The sequence below is a fragment of the Leifsonia shinshuensis genome (genome assembly GCF_022606355.1).
GTDB classification, from domain to species: domain Bacteria; phylum Actinomycetota; class Actinomycetes; order Actinomycetales; family Microbacteriaceae; genus Leifsonia; species Leifsonia shinshuensis_B.
Genome location: NZ_JAHHZQ010000004.1, coordinates 50,654 through 68,032, shown reverse-complemented (window position 1 = coordinate 68,032; position 17,379 = coordinate 50,654). Strand labels below are relative to the sequence as shown.

At 70.4% G+C, this 17,379-nt stretch carries 15 protein-coding genes and 1 riboswitch; of the genes, 7 read left to right on the top strand and 8 right to left on the bottom strand.

Features of this window, described 5'->3' with window-relative positions:
* Positions 1 to 88 precede the first annotated feature (88 nt).
* The 5 genes from KNO15_RS15675 (at position 89) to ribH (ending at position 4,895) form a co-directional block, all read left to right on the top strand.
* On the top strand, positions 89 to 1,093 hold the full coding sequence (locus KNO15_RS15675) for a sugar-binding transcriptional regulator (RefSeq protein WP_241704741.1): 1,005 nt from the start codon (positions 89 to 91) through the stop codon (positions 1,091 to 1,093).
* Between the two features lie 71 nt (positions 1,094 to 1,164).
* Positions 1,165 to 1,317: riboswitch (FMN riboswitch) on the top strand.
* A gap of 125 nt (positions 1,318 to 1,442) precedes the next feature.
* Entirely contained in the window at positions 1,443 to 2,477 is a 1,035-nt protein-coding gene (gene ribD, locus KNO15_RS15670) for a bifunctional diaminohydroxyphosphoribosylaminopyrimidine deaminase/5-amino-6-(5-phosphoribosylamino)uracil reductase RibD (RefSeq protein WP_308220447.1), read from the top strand.
* 2 nt (positions 2,478 to 2,479) lie between these two features.
* On the top strand, positions 2,480 to 3,127 hold the full coding sequence (locus tag KNO15_RS15665) for a riboflavin synthase (RefSeq protein WP_241704739.1): 648 nt from the start codon (positions 2,480 to 2,482) through the stop codon (positions 3,125 to 3,127).
* On the top strand, positions 3,124 to 4,422 hold the full coding sequence (gene ribA, locus KNO15_RS15660; RefSeq protein WP_241704738.1) for a GTP cyclohydrolase II: 1,299 nt from the start codon (positions 3,124 to 3,126) through the stop codon (positions 4,420 to 4,422). Before KNO15_RS15665 ends, ribA begins: the two co-directional genes overlap by 4 nt.
* Positions 4,419 to 4,895 carry a 6,7-dimethyl-8-ribityllumazine synthase gene (ribH, locus tag KNO15_RS15655; RefSeq protein WP_241704737.1) on the top strand — a complete coding sequence of 159 codons (477 nt, stop codon included), beginning with the start codon at positions 4,419 to 4,421 and terminating at the stop codon, positions 4,893 to 4,895. The genes ribA and ribH overlap by 4 nt, the downstream gene beginning before the upstream one ends.
* A gap of 31 nt (positions 4,896 to 4,926) precedes the next feature.
* Here the strand turns inward: ribH and KNO15_RS15650 are convergent, their stop codons facing one another.
* From KNO15_RS15650 to KNO15_RS15635, 4 genes are all read right to left on the bottom strand, one after another.
* Positions 4,927 to 5,355 carry a DUF2269 family protein gene (locus KNO15_RS15650; protein WP_241704736.1) on the bottom strand — a complete coding sequence of 143 codons (429 nt, stop codon included), beginning with the start codon at positions 5,353 to 5,355 and terminating at the stop codon, positions 4,927 to 4,929.
* Between the two features lie 118 nt (positions 5,356 to 5,473).
* Positions 5,474 to 6,304 (bottom strand): ABC transporter permease, encoded by an 831-nt coding sequence (locus tag KNO15_RS15645; protein WP_241704735.1) that lies wholly within the window; start codon positions 6,302 to 6,304, stop codon positions 5,474 to 5,476.
* Positions 6,301 to 7,146 (bottom strand): ABC transporter permease, encoded by an 846-nt coding sequence (locus tag KNO15_RS15640; RefSeq protein WP_241704734.1) that lies wholly within the window; start codon positions 7,144 to 7,146, stop codon positions 6,301 to 6,303. The genes KNO15_RS15645 and KNO15_RS15640 overlap by 4 nt, the downstream gene beginning before the upstream one ends.
* On the bottom strand, positions 7,143 to 8,069 hold the full coding sequence (locus KNO15_RS15635) for an ABC transporter ATP-binding protein (protein WP_241704733.1): 927 nt from the start codon (positions 8,067 to 8,069) through the stop codon (positions 7,143 to 7,145). Before KNO15_RS15635 ends, KNO15_RS15640 begins: the two co-directional genes overlap by 4 nt.
* Before the next feature lie 110 nt (positions 8,070 to 8,179).
* On the opposite strand from KNO15_RS15635, the gene KNO15_RS15630 reads away from it, so the two are divergent.
* Entirely contained in the window at positions 8,180 to 10,165 is a 1,986-nt protein-coding gene (locus KNO15_RS15630; protein ID WP_241704732.1) for an ABC transporter ATP-binding protein, read from the top strand.
* An 83-nt stretch (positions 10,166 to 10,248) separates the two neighbouring features.
* On the opposite strand, the gene KNO15_RS15625 is transcribed toward KNO15_RS15630, so the two are convergent.
* Positions 10,249 to 12,186 (bottom strand): phosphoenolpyruvate carboxykinase (GTP), encoded by a 1,938-nt coding sequence (locus KNO15_RS15625; RefSeq protein ID WP_241704731.1) that lies wholly within the window; start codon positions 12,184 to 12,186, stop codon positions 10,249 to 10,251.
* A gap of 117 nt (positions 12,187 to 12,303) precedes the next feature.
* Here KNO15_RS15625 and KNO15_RS15620 point away from each other — a divergent pair, with 117 nt between their 5' ends.
* Positions 12,304 to 13,761 carry a helix-turn-helix transcriptional regulator gene (locus KNO15_RS15620; RefSeq protein WP_241704730.1) on the top strand — a complete coding sequence of 486 codons (1,458 nt, stop codon included), beginning with the start codon at positions 12,304 to 12,306 and terminating at the stop codon, positions 13,759 to 13,761.
* Between the two features lie 61 nt (positions 13,762 to 13,822).
* Here the strand turns inward: KNO15_RS15620 and KNO15_RS15615 are convergent, their stop codons facing one another.
* The 3 genes from KNO15_RS15615 to KNO15_RS15605 are packed head-to-tail and all read right to left on the bottom strand — an operon-like array spanning position 13,823 to position 17,322.
* Positions 13,823 to 14,602 (bottom strand): 3-hydroxyacyl-CoA dehydrogenase, encoded by a 780-nt coding sequence (locus KNO15_RS15615; RefSeq protein WP_241704729.1) that lies wholly within the window; start codon positions 14,600 to 14,602, stop codon positions 13,823 to 13,825.
* 37 nt (positions 14,603 to 14,639) lie between these two features.
* Positions 14,640 to 15,824 carry a thiolase family protein gene (locus tag KNO15_RS15610; protein WP_241704728.1) on the bottom strand — a complete coding sequence of 395 codons (1,185 nt, stop codon included), beginning with the start codon at positions 15,822 to 15,824 and terminating at the stop codon, positions 14,640 to 14,642.
* 34 nt (positions 15,825 to 15,858) lie between these two features.
* The gene (locus tag KNO15_RS15605) at positions 15,859 to 17,322 is read right to left on the bottom strand and encodes an NAD-dependent succinate-semialdehyde dehydrogenase (RefSeq protein WP_241704727.1); all 1,464 of its coding nucleotides are present in this window, start codon (positions 17,320 to 17,322) and stop codon (positions 15,859 to 15,861) included.
* Positions 17,323 to 17,379 lie beyond the last annotated feature (57 nt).

The window sequence follows — 17,379 nt, the reverse complement described above, 5'->3', positions numbered from 1 at the left end:
GGCACAACTTCGATCAAGCCGGATGCACATACGTGCAACGCCCCGTCCTCCGAGAAGGCGGAGTCCCCCGAGAAGGCGAGCACCCGAGATGACCGAGCCAGACACCCAGAACCTCCCGGAGAAGGTCCGCGACGCGCTCAAAGCCGGGCACCTCTATTACATGCAGGACCTGACGATGGAGGCCATCGCCCACGAGATGCACACCTCGCGGTCCAGCGTCTCCCGGCTGCTCTCGTATGCCCGCGCCTCCGGACTGGTCACGATCCAGATCGCCCAGCCCCACGAGGGCGCCACCCGTGTGCAGCAGGAACTGCACTCCCGCTACGGCATCGGAGCGCACATCGTGCCCATGCCCAGCGCGATCAGCGACGTCGACCGCCTGGAGCGCGTCGCCATCTCGGCTGCACGGATTCTCGACCGTTTCATCGATTCCAACACCACCGTCGGCATCGCCTGGGGGTCGACCATGAGCGCGCTGAGCCGCCACCTCATCCCCAAGGACCTGCACAACGTCGAGTTCGTGCAGCTCAACGGCGCAGGCAACACCTACACCACCGGCGTGCTCTACGCCTCCGAGATCCTGCGCCGGTTCGGCGACACGTACTCCGGCACGATCCAGGAGTTCCCGGTGCCCGCCCTCTTCGACGACCCGCAGACCAAGGTGGCGATGTGGCGCGAGCGCAGCACGCGCCGCATCCTCGACATCCAGGAGCGCATGGACGTGGCGATGTTCGGCCTCGGCTCGCCCTTCTCGGAAGTGCGGTCGCACGTCTACGCGGGCGGCTACCTCGACACCGCCGACTACGCCTCGCTCGACGAGTCGGGTGTGGTGGGCGACGTCGCGACCGTGTTCTTCCGCGAGGACGGCAGCCACCACGGCATCCCGCTGAACGAGCGGGCCAGCGGGCCGGACATCGATCTGATCAAGCGGGTTCCGCGCCGGGTCTGCATCGTGTCTGGCCCGTCGAAGGTGCACAGCCTCCGCGGCGCACTGGCCGCCGGGCTCATCACCGACCTGATCGTGGACGAGGGCACGGCCCGCGCCCTGGTCGACCTGGCGGAGCCGGTGGAGGACGCCGCCGACGCGGCCTGACCGCCGAGGCGTCACAGAGCGTCGGGAATAGACCGCCGGCTCGCGCGTTGATCTAGACTCGACAACAGAAAAACGTGCTCCGGGGTCGGTGAGAGTCCGAACCGGCGGTGACAGTCCGCGAGCGGGAGGTGCGAGCCTCCTGCTGAGCCGGTGGAATTCCGGCACCGACGGTAATGCGTGCAGGCGACAACCTGGGCGCTCAGTCCGGATGGGAGGCGCACGTCCCGCGGTCGGCGACGATCGCGGGCGAACGCGAGCATTCCGCTCCAGCGACCCCGGCATCACGTCTCGACGGTACGAGAGACAGGACGACGCCCGGATGACCCGGACTGGAGAATGGGATGCGGCGATGCGCACCGCACTGCGGCTCGCCGAAGGCGGCCCCGCCACCGGTGTGAACCCGCGCGTCGGCTGCGTCATCCTCGACGCCGAGGGGCGGACCATCGCCGAGGGCTTCCATCGCGGGGCCGGCACGGCGCACGCGGAGGTCGACGCGCTCAGCTCGCTGCCCGAGGGCGGCGCCACGGGGGCGACCGCCGTCGTCACGCTCGAACCGTGCAACCACTGGGGGCTCACCGGCCCCTGCTCCGAGGCGCTCATCGCGGCGGGCGTCGCCCGGGTGGTCTACGCCGTCGCGGACCCGGGCCGCCATTCGAGCGGGGGCGCGGAGCGGCTCAGGGAGGCCGGCGTCGCCGTGACGGGAGGCGTGCTCGCCGAGGAGGCCGAGGCGTTCCTCGACGACTGGCTGACGGCCGCGCGGCTGGGCCGCCCGTACATCACCGTGAAGTGGGCGAGCACGCTCGACGGCCGGGCCGCGGCGGCCGACGGCACCAGCAAGTGGATCACCGGAGCCGCCGCCCGCCAGCGCGTGCACGAGCAGCGGGAGGCCTCCGACGCGATCGTGGTCGGGACGGGCACCGTTCTCGCCGACGACCCGAGCCTCACCGCCCGTGGCGACGCAGGCGAGCTGCTCGCCACGCAGCCGACCCCCGTCGTGGTCGGCACGCGCGCCGTGCCCAACGACGCGGCGGTCTTCCGCCACCCGAACCCGGTGATCTTCGAGGGCACCCACGACCTCCACCAGGTCGTCGCCGACCTCCGTCAGCGCGGCTTCCGCCGGGTGTACGTCGAGGGCGGTCCCACCCTGGCCAGCGCGTTCGTGGAGGCCGGCCTGGTCGACGAGTACGCCATCTACCTGGCGCCGTCGCTGCTCGGCGGGCCTCGATTCGCGCTGGGCGACATCGGCGTCGCGACGATCGCCGACCAGCGGCGGCTGCGCATCCTTGACGTCGAGCGGCTCGGCGGCGACCTCTACCTGCGGGCCGTGCCCGTCCCGCCACCCGCGACCGCCCAGCAGGGCGACACCACCCACCAGGAGGGCTGAGAGTGTTCACCGGAATCATCGAAGAGCTGGGCGAGATCACCGCTGTGGAGCGGGTCGCCGACGCGGCCAGGATCACGGTCCGCGGGCCGCTCGCGGTCAGCGACGCCGCCCACGGCGACTCCATCTCGGTCAGCGGCGTCTGCCTCACGGTGATCGGCCAGGACGCCGAGTCGTTCACCGCCGACGTGATGGCCGAGACGCTCGCGATGAGCACGCTCGACGGCGTGCAGCCCGGGCGCCGCGTCAACCTCGAACGCGCGGCCCAGGTCGGCGACCGCCTCGGCGGCCACATCGTCCAGGGCCACATCGACGGCACCGCCACCGTGCTCTCCATCGAAGACGGCAGCGCATGGCGCGTCGTCCGGTTGAGCCTCGACCCTCAGCACGCGCCGCTGGTCGCCCGCAAGGGCTCCATCGCCGTCGACGGCGTCTCGCTCACCGTGAGCGACGTCGGCGGCGGTCTCGAGGACGGCTGGTTCGAGGTGTCGCTGATCCCGGAGACCCTGACCGCCACCACGCTGGGCGACCGCGTCCCCGGCGACCGCGTGAACATCGAGACCGACATCCTGGCCCGCCACGTCGAGCGGATGCTCGCGCTGGAGCCGTCGCTCACCGAACGGCAGACGCTGACAGAACGGAGTGCGTCATGACCCTCGCCACCATCCCAGAGGCCCTCACCGAGCTGCGAGCGGGGCGACCCGTGATCGTGGTCGACAACGAGAGCCGCGAGAACGAGGGCGACGTCGTGATCGCCGCCGAGCTCGCCAGTCAGGAGTGGATCGCCTGGACGGTCAAGAACTCGTCCGGCTTCATCTGCGCTCCGATGACGAACGAGATCGCCGACCGCCTCGAGCTGCCCGTGATGGTCGCGAACAACGAGGACGCCCGCGGCACCAACTACACGGTCAGCGTCGACGCGGCCGACCGGCTGTCGACCGGCATCAGCGCGGCCGACCGCTCGCACACCCTGCGGGTGCTCGCCGACGCCGCCTCGACCCCGGCGAGCCTGCACCGTCCCGGCCACATCCTGCCGCTGCGCGCCGTGGACGGCGGGGTGCGCGAGCGCGACGGCCACACCGAGGCGTCGGTCGACCTGATGAAGCTTGCCGGTCTCACCCCGGTGGCCGCGATCGCCGAGATCGTCGCCGACGACGGCGAGATGATGCGCCTCCCCGGCCTCCTCGAGCTCGGCGAGCGCGAGGGCGTGCTGGTGATCACGATCGAGGCGCTCATCGCGTATCTGCAGGAGTTCCACTGCGACCAGCAGCTGGCCTCCCCCACGCCGATCCCGGAGTCCTCGCGGGTGATCTTCGAGGTCGAGACGACGGTACCGACGGTGAACGGGTCGTTCCGGATGCGCGCCTACCGCGACCGGATGACCGGTGCCGACCACGTCGCGATCGTCTCCGGCCACCCGAGCGAGGAGGGCACCCTCGTCCGCGTGCATTCGGAGTGCCTGACCGGTGAGGCGTTCGGCTCGCTGAAGTGCGAGTGCGGGCCGCAGCTCGATGCGGCGCTCGCCACCATCCAGCGCGAGGGCGGCGTCGTCGTCTACCTGCGCGGCCACGAGGGGCGCGGCATCGGCCTGATCAACAAGCTGCGCGCCTACAAGCTGCAGGAGGACGGCCTCGACACGCTCGACGCCAACCTCGCCCTCGGCCTGCCGATCGACGCGCGCGACTACGGCGCGGCCACGGCCATCCTGAACGACCTGGGGATCGAGTCGGTGCGACTGCTGACCAACAACCCCGAGAAGGTGCGCCAGCTGGAGGAGCACGGAATCGCCGTCGAGGAGCGCGTTCCGCTCGTCGTGGGCGTCGGCGTGTTCAACGAAGGGTACCTGGAGACCAAGCGCGACCGCATGGGTCACGTGATCGACGACATCGACCCGGAGGACGGGTCGGACGGAACGGCTGCGGTGGCGGCGGAGAGGACTGCACGATGAGCGGAGCGGGAGCCCCGAAGACGACGGAGGCCGTGGACGGCCGCGGGCTGAAGGTCGTGATCGTCGCGGGCACCTGGCACGAGCTGATCACCGACGGCCTGATCGCCGGGGCGACCAGGACGCTGGAGGCCGCGGGAGCCGACTACTCGCTGGTCCGCGTGCCCGGCAGCTTCGAGCTCCCCGTCGTCAGCAAGGCGGCGCTGGAAGCAGGCGCCGACGCGGTGGTCGCCCTCGGCGTGATCATCCGCGGCGGCACCCCGCACTTCGAGTACGTGTCGTCGGCCGCCACCGACGGCCTGACCCGCGTCGCGCTCGACACCGGCAAGCCCGTCGGCTTCGGCGTGCTCACGCTCGACGACGAGGCTCAGGGGATCGACCGCGCCGGCCTCCCCGGCTCGCGCGAGGACAAGGGCGAGGAGGCCGCGCACGCGGCACTCGCGACGGCTGTCGCGCTGCGGGAGCTGCGCGCCTAGGAGAGCTCGCGTCGGCTGGTGGTCCGGAAGGCTACGGCTTCCAGACCATCAGTACGACGACGGCGACCAGCAGGAGGCTCGCGACACCGGAGCCTGCAGCGATGGCAGGGTACTTCGAGGTCTCTCCGCCACGGAGCGCCTCTGCGGCCCGGCGCATCGTCGGCACCACGAGGAACAGCGTCAGGGCGAGCGCGATCACATACAGGATGATCGACCACAGGATCCACGGCGTGGTGACGCTCAGGCCGTACTTCTTGTCGGCCAGCCCCATCACCCCGAAGCCGAAGAAGACCACGAGCAGCGACAGCAGCGAGATCAGGTTCGTCGACTTGGCCAGAACCTCCACCTGCCCGGCGTTGCCCGCTCGGACGGCGCGCATGGCCGTCATCGGGAGGATGGCCATCGGCCCGACGATGAACACGGCGGACACGACATGCAGCACGGCGAAGAGGGTTTCCATACCCTCAGCCTACCGATCGGCACGATTCGGCCGGCCCACCGCAGCCGCGTTCGATCGAGGGGCACGCTAACGCCCCAAAAACGGCGTTTTAGGGGCGTTTACGTGCCCCTCGATGTGCTCAGTCGAGGAAGAGGGCTCGCAGGCGGCGGGTGGTCAGGATCAGGCCGAGCGCGATCATGACCGCGAAGTACAGCACATGCCAGAGCATCCCGGGATCGACGTTGCCGGTCGTGAGGCCGCGGACCAGTTCGACGCCGTGCCAGAGCGGCAGCGCCATGATGATCTTCTGGATCCACTCCGGGTAGACCGTGATCGGGTAGAACGTCGCCGACAGCAGGAACATCGGCAGCAGGATGAAGTTGATCCAGTCCATCTGCTGGAACGTCTTCATGTAGCTGGTGACGCCCATCCCGAAACTGGCGAAGCCGAACGCGATCAGCAGGACCGCCGGGAGGGCGAGCAGCGCCCACCACGACAGGTTCAGGTTCAGCGCCTGCATCACGACCATGAACCCGGCCGCGTACAGGGCGCCACGCAGCAGGGCGAGCAGGATCTCCCCCAGCGCGACGTCGAGCGGGCCGAGGGAGGTCGACAGCATCCCCTCGTACAGCTTGGCGAAATGCATCTTGAAGAAGACGTTCCACGTGGAGTCGTAGACCGCGCCGTTCATCGCGGTGGTGGCCAGCAGCGCCGGGGCGATGAACGCGGCGTACGGCACCTGCTCACCGCCGGCCGTCGTGACCGTGCCGACCAGCCCACCGAAGCCGACGCCGAGCGACAGCAGGTAGAAGATCGGCTCGAAGAAGCCGGAGACGATCACCAGCCAGTTCGTGCTGCGGGTGGCCGACCAGCCGCGCTGCATCACCGACCGGGCGTTGCCGGCGTAGAGCGCGCGCAGCGGACGCGCTCGCGACACAGCGGCGACGAAGGGATCGCGCGTGGTGGTCACTTGTTCAGCCTCCTCGCGGCGATGCGCCTGGCCCACAACCAGAAGACGACGAAGAGCCCGGCCAGGTAGACGACGTGGACGAGCGTCAGCCATAACGGCTCGGCGTACCCGTACGCGAACACACGCGAGAGCTCGGTGGAGTGCCACAGCGGGGAGATCCACCCGATCCACTGGAGGTACGGCGGCATCGTCGACAGCGGGAAGAACGTGCCGGAGAACAGCGTCATGGGCAGCAGCACGAACCGCATCAGCATCGCGATCTGGCCGGTGTCCTGCTCCAGCGTGGCGACGTAGACCATGACCGGGGCGCCGAACGCGAGGCCGCCCAGGGTCGCGACCAGGATCGCGAGCCAGCCCCACGGGCTCGGCACCGCGCCGAACAGCAGCATGAAGGCGTAGTAGACGATGGTCGTTCCCAGCAGGCGCGCCACCACCGAGATGACCACGCCGTCGATGATCTGGCCGGCCGAGATCGGGGAGGCGCTGATGCCGATGAAGGTCGGGTTCCATTTGAATCCCAGCATCACCGGGTAGGTGAACTCCTCGCTGGCGACCGTGACCGCCGCCGTGCAGAGCAGCGCCGGCGCGACGAAGGCCAGGTAGCTCACGCCGTCGACCGCGCTCGGGCCCAGATTGGCGCTGACCAGGCTCCCGAGGCCGACGCCCATCGCGAACAGGTAGAGGAACGGGTTGCCGAAGCCCGTGACCAGCAGCGTCTGCAGGTACGCGCGCATCACCCGGAACCGGTGCTCGGCGACGTACCAGGCGCCGAACCGGCGCGGCCTGCCGGCGCCGGCGAGCGCCGCGTGCGCGCCCTCGTCCACCGCTGCGGTCGCGCTCATTCGATCAGACTCCGCCCGGTGAGCCGCAGGAAGACGTCTTCGAGGCTCGACCGGCGCACGAGGCTGGTGATCGGGTGCAGCCCGCGCTCGGTCAGCCGCGCGAGCTCGGCCTCCCCGTCGTCGCTGTAGACCAGGATGCGGTCGGGCAGCACCTCGACCCGTTCGCCGATGCCGTCGAGAAGCGGGGCGACCTCGGCGTTGCGGTCGGAGCCGAACCGCACCTCCAGCACCTCACGCGTCGAGTACTGGCGGATGAGCGAGGCAGGAGTGCCCTCCGCCATGATCGTGCCTTTGTCGACGACGACCAGGCGATCGCAGAGCTGCTCGGCCTCGTCCATGTAGTGGGTGGTCAGCAGGAGCGTCGTGCCCTGCTCTTTGAGCCGGAACAGCCGATCCCAGAGGATGTGCCTCGCCTGCGGGTCGAGCCCGGTGGTCGGCTCGTCGAGCAGCAGGATGCGCGGGTCGTTGATGAGCGCCCGCGCGATGGTCAGCCTGCGCTTCATGCCGCCGGAGAGGTCGTCGACCTTCGCCTTCGCCTTGTCTTCGAGCTGCGCGAAGGCCAGCAGTTCGTCGGCGCGCCTCCGAACGTGTGCCGACGGCAGGCCGAAGTAGCGTCCGTACACGATGAGGTTGTCGCGCACGCGCAACTCGGTGTCGAGGTTGTCGGACTGCGGCACCACGCCGAGCTGCGACCGGATCTCGGGCCCGTAACGATCGGGATCGAGCCCGAGGATGCTCAGCTCGCCGGCCGTGCGGGTGGAGACGGCTCCGATCATGCGCATCGTCGTCGACTTGCCCGCGCCGTTCGGTCCGAGAAGGCCGAACGACTCCCCCGCCTCGACCTCGAAGCTGATGCCGTCGACCGCTGGGAAGTCCTTGTACTTCTTGACCAGATCGGTGGCGGTGATGACAGACGTCGGCATAGTTCAGCACTGTATCCCCGTCGTCCGACATCCCCGGAGTTTCAGCAAACAGGCAGTCCACAGGAAGTACGGTCGAATCAGCATCCCGAACCCTCTTCGAAGGAACCCCCATGAGCACCGAGACCAGCGCTCGCACCGAGACCAGCGCTCCCCCGCGTCGTCGTTCCCCCTTCGCCCGGCGGGAGGCGGACGCCGGTCCCCGCGCACGGTTCAGCCAGCTCCTCCCCTACCTCCTCGAGCACCGCGCGGTGCTCTCCGTCGTCGTCGTGCTGAGCGTGCTGGGGGCGGCGGCGAGCCTCGCGCAGCCGCTGCTCGTCAGTCAGGTGATCACCCTGGTCGGCAAGGGCGAGCCGCTGAACGGCATCGTCTGGGGGCTGGTCGCCCTGGTCGTCGTCTCCGCGCTGATCTCGGGCTACCAGCACTACCTCCTGCAGCGCACCGGCGAGGGTGTCGTGCTCTCGTCTCGGCGCAAGCTGGTCGGCCGCCTGCTGCGGCTGCCGATCAGCGAGTTCGACACCCGCCGCACCGGCGACCTGGTGTCGCGGGTCGGCTCCGACACCACGCTGCTGCGCGCAGTGCTCACGCAGGGGCTCGTGGAGGCCATCGGCGGCGCGCTCACCTTCATCGGAGCGCTCATCGCGATGCTCATCATCGACCCGGTGCTGCTGGGGCTGACCGTGCTGGTGGTGGCGGTCTCGATCGTCGTCGTCACGCTGCTGTCGGGGCGCATCCGGGTCGCCAGCCAGAAAGCGCAGACGAAGGTCGGCGACCTCGCGGCCGCCGTGGAGCGTGCGATCAGCTCGGTGCGCACGATCCGCGCCGCCAACGCGACCGACCGGGAGATCGCCGCCGTCGACGACGACGCGACCGGCGCGTGGCGGATGGGCATCCAGGTCGCGAAGATCTCGGCGCTCGTCGTCCCGGTCGCCGGGATCGCGATGCAGGTGTCGTTCCTGGTGGTGCTCGGCGTCGGCGGCTTCCGGGTCGCGAGCGGGGCGATCACCGTCGCCAACCTGGTGGCGTTCATCCTCTTCCTGTTCATGATGATCCTGCCGCTCGGCCAGGCCTTCGGCGCGATCACCGCCGTCAACTCGGCCCTCGGAGCGCTCGGCCGCATCCAGGAGATCCTCGACCTGCCCACCGAGGACCAGCACGACCGCGAGATCGCCCCGCTGGCGCTGACCGTCGGCGCGGCGAACGAGGGGCTCGCACCCGGCGCCCCCGCGATCGAGTTCGTCGACGTGGAGTTCGCGTACCCGTCCACGCCCGCCGCGCCGGAGGAGTCGGCGGCGCAGGCCCGCCCGACGCCGACGGACGCCGAGGCCATCGCATTCGAGGCCATCGGCGGCGTGGACGTCGTGGCCGAGGCGGAGGCCGCTGCCGGGCTCGGGGAGGACACGCCCGCGGCATCCCCCGGGGGCGTCCTGCACGGTGTCAGCTTCGCCGTCCCCCGCGGCAAGCGCACAGCGCTGGTCGGGCCGTCCGGCGCGGGCAAGTCGACCATCCTGGCGCTGGTCGAGCGCTTCTACGACCCGGAGGCCGGCGAGGTGCGTTTCGGCGGCATGGATGTCCGCACTCTCGACCGCGTCGCCCTCCGTTCGAACATCGGCTACGTCGAGCAGGACGCCCCGGTGCTCGCCGGCTCGCTGCGCGACAACCTGCGGCTGGCGACGCCGGAAGCGACGGATCAGGAGTGCATCGACGTCCTCCACGCGGTCAATCTCACCGAGGTTCTGGAGCGCAGCGACCTCGGGCTCGATGCCCCGGTCGGCGAAGACGGCATCATGCTCTCCGGCGGCGAGCGCCAACGGCTCGCGATCGCCCGTGCACTGCTCGCTGCGCCGCCCGTGCTGCTGCTGGACGAGTCGACGTCGAGCCTCGACGGCCGCAACGAGCAGCTGATGCGGGAGGCGATCGACGCCGTGGCGGAGGACCGCACCCTCCTCGTCATCGCGCACCGCCTCTCGACCGTCGTCGACAGCGACCAGATCGTCGTGCTCGACCACGGCCGCGTCATCGGTGTGGGAACCCACTCCGAGCTCGTCGCGAGCACCCCGCTCTACCGCGACCTCGCCAAGCACCAACTCCTCGTCTGAGCAGCCATCGCTTCCTCACTTTCTCCCGCAACACGCCGTGCGCGGGCGGGAGGAAGTGAGGAAGCGATAGCCGGTGTCCGCGGTCAGGCGCGGAGCTGGTAGCGCAGCGAGGCGAGCTCGGCGCGGAGCGCGGCGGGGACGCGGGTGCCGAACTGCTCGAAGTACTCCTCGGTGAGGTCGCACTCGGCGAGCCAGCTGTCGCGGTCGACCTCGAACAGCTCGGCGACGTCCGCCTCGGCGAGGTCGAGGCCGTCGAGATCGAGCTGCTCGGCCTGCGGGAGACAGCCGATCGGCGTCGAGACGGCGTCGGCCGTGCCCTCCACCCGCCGGGCGATCCACTCGATCACACGCGAGTTCTCGCCGAAGCCCGGCCACAGGAACCGGCCGTCGTCGCCCTTGCGGAACCAGTTGACCTGGAACACCGCCGGCGCGTTCTCGCCGAGCTGCTCGCCGACCTCCAGCCAGTGACCCCAGTAGTCGGCCATGTTGTACCCGCAGAACGGGAGCATCGCGAACGGGTCGCGCCGCAGCTCGCCCACTGTGCCCTCGGCCGCTGCGGTCTTCTCGGACGAGACCGTCGCGCCGATGAAGACGCCGTGCTTCCAGTCGCGTGCCTGCGCCACGAGGGGCACGTTGGTGGCGCGACGGCCACCGAAGAGGATGGCGTCGATCGGCACGCCGTCGAACGCGTCCCAGTCGTCCGCGATGGACGGGCACTGCGCGGCGGACACGGTGAACCGGGAGTTCGGGTGCGCGGCCGGACGTCCGCTCGCGGGCGTCCAGTCGTTGCCCTCCCAGTCGATGAGGTGCGCGGGGGGCTCCTCGGTCAGGCCCTCCCACCACACGTCGCCGTCGTCGCGCAGCGCCACGTTGGTGAAGATCGTGTTGCCCCAGAGCGTCTCGACCGCCGTCTTGTTGGTGAGCTCGCCGGTGCCGGGCGCGACACCGAAGAAGCCGGCCTCGGGGTTGATGGCGCGCAGCCGGCCGTCGGGCCCCTGACGCAGCCAGGCGATGTCGTCGCCGATGGTCTCCACGGTCCAGCCCGGGATGGTCGGGCGCAGCATCGCGAGGTTCGTCTTGCCGCACGCCGACGGGAACGCCGCCGCGAAGTGGAAGGCGCGACCCTCCGGCGAGGTGACCTTGATGAGCAGCATGTGCTCGGCGAGCCAGCCCTCGTCGCGGGCCATGGCCGAGGCGATCCGCAGCGCGAAGGCCTTCTTGGCGAGGATGGCGTTGCCGCCGTAGCCGGAGCCGTACGACCAGACCTCGCGCGTCTCGGGGAACTGGACGATGTACTTGGTCTCGTTGCACGGCCAGGACACATCGTCGTGACGGACGCCGGCGTCGTCGATCAGCGGAGCGCCCACGCTGTGCACGGTCGGCACCCACGGCTGCCCGGCGTCGATGAGGTCGAGCACGGCGCTCGTCACCCGGGTCATCTTCACCATGCTCACGGCGACGTAGGCGGAGTCGGTCAGCTCGACGCCCACCTGCGAGATCGGGCCGCCGACCGGGCCCATCGAGAACGGGACGACGTACATCGTGCGGCCGCGCATGCTGCCGGCGAAGACGTCGCGCAGCTCGGCGCGCATGGCCTCCGGCTCGCGCCAGTTGTTCGTCGGGCCGGCGTCCTGCTCGTCGAGCGAGCAGATGAAGGTGCGGTCCTCGACCCGGGCCACGTCACCGGGGTCGGTGCGGGCGAGGAAGCTGTTCGGACGCCACTCCGGGTTCAACCGGATGAGCTTGCCCTCGGCGACGAGCAGCTTGGTGAGGCGGTCCTCCTCACCGGGGGTTCCGTCGCACCAGACGATCGACTCGGGCTGGGTCAGGTCGGCGATGCCGGCCACCCAGGCCCGGAGGCCGTCGAGCCCGGTCAGCCCGGCGATGCCTTCCGGGGCGGCCGTTCCGCGGGCGATGGGCGCGCTGTGACCGTCGGACTGGTGAGCCTGGTCGGGGTGCGCGGTGTCGGAGTGCACGGTGTCGGCGGTGCGGTCGGTCCGGGGAAGCTCGGCGATGCTCATTCCGGAGGTCCTCTCGTTCGGAAAGATCGGGGTCTGAAACCAGCATCGAGCAGGATTCACGGCACCGCGTCAGAAAGTGGACGTAAAGAATCGGGATTCTTTCGCTATCGTGAAGGCATGGACTCCCTCGCCTCTGAGCCGGTGACCACCGACGTCGCCACCCTCGGTCACCGCATCCGGCACTTCCGCACGCAGCGCGGTCTGACGCTCGACGAGCTCGGCGCCGCCGCAGGGGTGGCCGCCAGTCAGCTCTCGCTGATCGAGAACGGCAAGCGCGAACCGCGCATCTCCCTCCTCGGCACCATCGCGTCCGCGTTGGGGGTGCAGCTCGCCGACCTGCTCTCCGCCGAGCCGCCGGACGAGCGCGCAGCCCTGGAGATCGAGCTCTCCCGTGCGCAGCGCGGCACGCTCTACGGGTCGCTCGGCCTCCCCGCCGTCAAGCCGACCAAGGGCACGCCGACCGAGACGCTGGAGGCCCTCGTCGGTCTCCATCGCGAGCTCGCGCGCCGGGCCAACGAGGCGATCGCGACGCCCGAGGAGGCGCGCAGGGCGAACACCGAGTTGCGCGAGCGGATGCGCGGGCAGGACAACTACATCCCCGACATCGAGCGGCTCGCCGAGGAGCGTGTGCGCGCGTCCGGGCACGTCCGCGGCGCCCTCACCCACCGCGAGGTGAGCGTGATGGCGGAGCAGCTGGGCTTCGAGCTGATCTACGTCGACGACCTCCCGAGGTCCACCCGCTCGATCACCGATCTCGAGAACGGGCGCATCTACCTGCCTCCTGCGTCCATCCCCGGCGGGCACGGCCTCCGGTCGATGGCGCTGCAGGCGATGGCGCACCGGCTGCTGGGACACGAGCGGCCGGCCAGCTACGCGGACTTCCTCCGGCAGCGGCTGGAGATCAACTACTTCGCGGCCTGCTGCCTGATGCCCGAGGAGGCGGCCGTCGCCTTCCTGCAGCAGGCGAAGAAGGAGAAGGATCTCGCCGTCGAGGACTTCCGCGACGCGTTCGGTGTGACGCACGAGGCCGCGGCGCTGCGGCTGACCAACCTGGCGACGCGGCACCTCGACATGCCCCTGCACTTCCTGCGCGTCGGCGACGACGGCACGCTCTACAAGGGGTACGAGAACGACAGCCTGCCGCTGCCGACCGATGTGACCGGCTCGATCGAGGGGCAGGTGGTGTGCCGCAAGTGGGGCGCCCGCAACGCCTTCGCGCGCACCAACCGCACGACGGAGTTCTACCAGTACACCGACACTCCCGCAGGCACCTACTGGTGCTCGACGCAGACGGGCAGCACCGCGGACGGCGGCTTCTCGATCAGTGTCGGCGTGCCGTTCGACCAGGCCAAGTGGTTCCGCGGCCGGGAGACGACGGAGCGGGCGGAGTCGCGCTGCCCGGACGAGTCGTGCTGCAAGCGCGCCCCTGCCGAGCTGACCGGGCACTGGTCGGGCAAGGCGTGGCCCAGCGCGCGCCTGCACGCGCACATCCTCTCGCCGCTGCCGTCGGGGTCGTTTCCGGGCGTCGACGACTCCGACGTCTTCACGTTCCTGGAGGCCCACTCCGGCGTCTGAGATTCGTCACGAATCTCGAGATTCGTGGCACGAATGTGCACATTCGTGACGAATGTCGGGGCTACTTGGGCTGCATGCGGATGGCCCCGTCGAGGCGGATGGTCTCGCCGTTGAGCATCGGGTTCTCGACGATGGAGCGCACCAGCTGCGCGTACTCGGACGGCCGGCCGAGCCGCGAGGGGTGCGGCACCTGTTCCGCGAGCGAGTCCTGCGCCGCCTGCGGCAGCCCCGCCATCATCGGCGTCTCGAAGATCCCCGGTGCGATGGTGACCACCCGGATCAGGCTGCGCGCGAACTCGCGGGCGAGCGGAAGCGTCATCGCCGCGACGCCGCCCTTGGAGGCGGAGTAGGCGGGCTGGCCGATCTGGCCGTCGAAGGCGGCGACGGAGGCGGTGTTCACGATGACGCCGCGCTCCCGGCCTCCCGGCACGTCCTCCCCCACCGGCTCGGTCTCGACCATCGCGGCGGCGGCCAGGCGCACCACGTTGAAGGTGCCGATCAGGTTGACTCTGATCACCCGTTCGAAGCTCTCCAGCGGGAGGACGCCGTCACGGCCCAGCACCTTCTGAGCCGTCGCGATGCCCGCGCAGTTGACCACGATCCGCAGCGGCGCGAGAGCGCTCGCGGTCTGCACGGCCTCCTGCACCTGCTCGACGTCGGTGACGTCGGCCGCCACGAACCGTGCGTGCGGGCCCAGGGCGACAGCGGCCTTCTCGCCCTCCGAGCTGGGGAGGTCGACGATCACGACGCGCGCGCCGGCCTCCGTCAGCGCCCGCGCGGTGGCGTTGCCGAGTCCGCTGGCGCCGCCGGTAACGAGGGCCGAACATCCGTCGATCTGCATGAGTGTCCTTTCGTCGGTGAGTTCCGTCCGAGGTGGGTCAGAGGAGCTCGATGAGGGTGGCGTTGGCGGTTCCCCCACCCTCGCACATGGTCTGCAGGCCGTAGCGGCCGCCGACCGCCTCGAGCTCGTTCAGGAGGGTCCCGAGCAGCCGCGTGCCCGACGAGCCGAGTGCGTGGCCCAGCGCGATGGCGCCGCCCCGCGGGTTCAACCGGGCCGGATCCGCGTCGAACTCGCGCTGCCACAGGAGCGGCACGGGAGCGAAGGCCTCGTTCACCTCGTACGCGTCGATGTCGTCGAGCTTCACACCGCTGCGGTCGAGCAGCTTGCGGGTCGCCGGGAGGATCCCCGTGAGCATGAAGAGCGGGTCGCTGCCGGCGACCGCGAACGAGTGGAACCGCGCCCGCGGCCTCAGCCCGAGCCGTCTCGCCGCCTCCGCGCTCATGATCAGGGCCGCCGAGGCACCGTCGGTGAGCGGCGAGGAGTTGCCCGGCGTGATCCGCCAGTCGAGCTGTGGGAAGCGCGCCGCCAGCGCGTCCGTGCGGAACGACGGCGCCAGCGCGGCCAGCTTCTCCACGGTGGTCCCCGGCCGGATGGTCTCGTCCGCGTCCACGCTGCCGCTGTCCGGTGTCGGCACCGGCACGAGCTCGGTCTCGAAGGCCCCGGAGGCGGCGGCCTCCGCTGCGCGCCGGTGCGATTCGGCCGCGAAGGCGTCGAGCTCGTCTCGTGGGATTCCCCACCGCTCCGCGATCAGCTCCGCCGCCACGCCCTGGTTGACGAGGCCGTCAGGGTAGCGCGAGTGCAGCAGCTCACCGCCGAGGGAGGCGCCCGCCACGTTCGAGCCCAGGGGCTCCCGGCTCATCGACTCCACCCCGCAGGCGATGACGATGTCGTACGCGCCGGCGATCACGCCCTGCGCGGCGAAGGCCGCCGCCTGCTGGCTCGACCCGCACTGCCGGTCGATGGTGACCGCGGGCACGCTCTCCGGGAAGCCTGCGCTGAGCACCGCGGTCCGCGTGACGTTGCCCGCCTGCTCGCCGGTCTGCGTGACGCAGCCGCCGATCACGTCGTCGATGAGTGCGGGGTCGAGCCCGTTGCGGTGGGCCAGTTCGGCGAGCACGCCGGCGAGCAGGTCGGCGGGGTGGATGTCCGACAGCTCCCCTCCCGGCTTGCCGCGGCCGGACGGGGTGCGGACGACGTCGACGATGACGGCTTCGGTCGGCATGATGGTGCTCCTCGGTTCGGACGGTGGCGCGGCTTCAGACCGTGAACGGGTCGGGCGTCAGGGTGTACTTCGTGCTCAGGTACTCGTGGATGCCCTCGAGGCCGCCCTCGCGTCCGAGCCCCGACTGCTTCACGCCGCCGAACGGCGCGGCCGCGTTCGAGATGACGCCGACGTTGAGGCCCATCATCCCGGTCTGCAGCCGCTCGATCATCCGCTGGCCGCGCGCGAGGTCTTTCGTGAACACGTACGAGACCAGGCCGAACTCGGTGTCGTTGGCGACGCGCACGGCTTCGTCCTCGTCGCGGAAGCGCACGATCGACAGCACGGGCCCGAAGATCTCCTGCCGGAGAATCTCGCTGCCCGCGCGCACGTCGGTGACGACGGTCGGCTCGTAGAAGGTGCCGGGCCCGGAGACGCGGGAGCCGCCGGTCAGCACCGAGGCGCCCCTGGCGACCGCGTCCTCCACGAGCTCGGCGGCCTTGTCGACCGCGTCCTCGTTGATCAGCGGGCCGATGGTGACACCGTCTTCGGTGCCGCGACCGATCTTCATCGCGGAGACTCTGGCGGTCACCCGGCGGGCGAACTCGTCCGCGACGTCCTCGTGCACGATGAACCGGTTGGCCGCGGTGCACGCCTCGCCGATGTTGCGGAACTTCGCCAGCAGCGCGCCCTCGACGGCACGGTCGAGGTCCGCGTCGTCGAACACGACGAACGGCGCGTTGCCGCCGAGCTCCATCGAGGTGCGCAGCACGTTCTCCGACGCCTGCTGCAGCAGCTTCCTGCCCACCTCGGTCGAGCCGGTGAACGAGAGCTTCCGCAGCCGCGGGTCGGCGATGATCGGAGCGGAGACCTTTCCGGAGGTGGAGGTCGTGATCACGTTGAGCACGCCGGCCGGCAGCCCGGCGTCTTCGAGCAGCCGGGCGAAGTACAGGGTCGTCAGGGGCGTCAGCTCGGCCGGCTTCACCACGACGGTGCACCCCGCGGCCAGAGCCGGGGCGATCTTGCGCGTCGCCATCGCCAGCGGGAAGTTCCACGGCGTGATCAGGAAGCAGGGGCCGACGGGATGCTGCGACACGATCATCCGGCCGGTGCCCTCGGGGTTGGTCCCGTAGCGGCCGGAGATGCGCACGGCCTCCTCGGAGAACCAGCGCAGGAACTCGCCGCCGTAGGTGACCTCGCCGTTGGCCTCGGCCAGCGGCTTGCCCATCTCCAGCGTCATCAGCAACGCGAACTCATCACGGCGCTCCTGCAGCAGATCGAACGCCCGGCGCAGGATCTCACCGCGCGTGCGCGGCGGGGTCGCCGCCCACGCGTCGGCCGCCTCGACCGCGGCGTCCAGCGCGCGGGCGCCGTCGTCCACCGAGGCGTTCGCGATCTCGCGGATCGGATCACCGGTCGCCGGGTCGAAGACCTTCAGTGTCCCGTTGCCTCCCGGCACCCACTCGCCGCCGATGAAGAGGCGGTCGGGCACGCGCTCGAGCAAGACCCTCTCGTCCATGTTGACTCCTTACTGGCTCGGTTCTGCTCTGGCTCGCACTGCTCGGTCTCGTTCTAC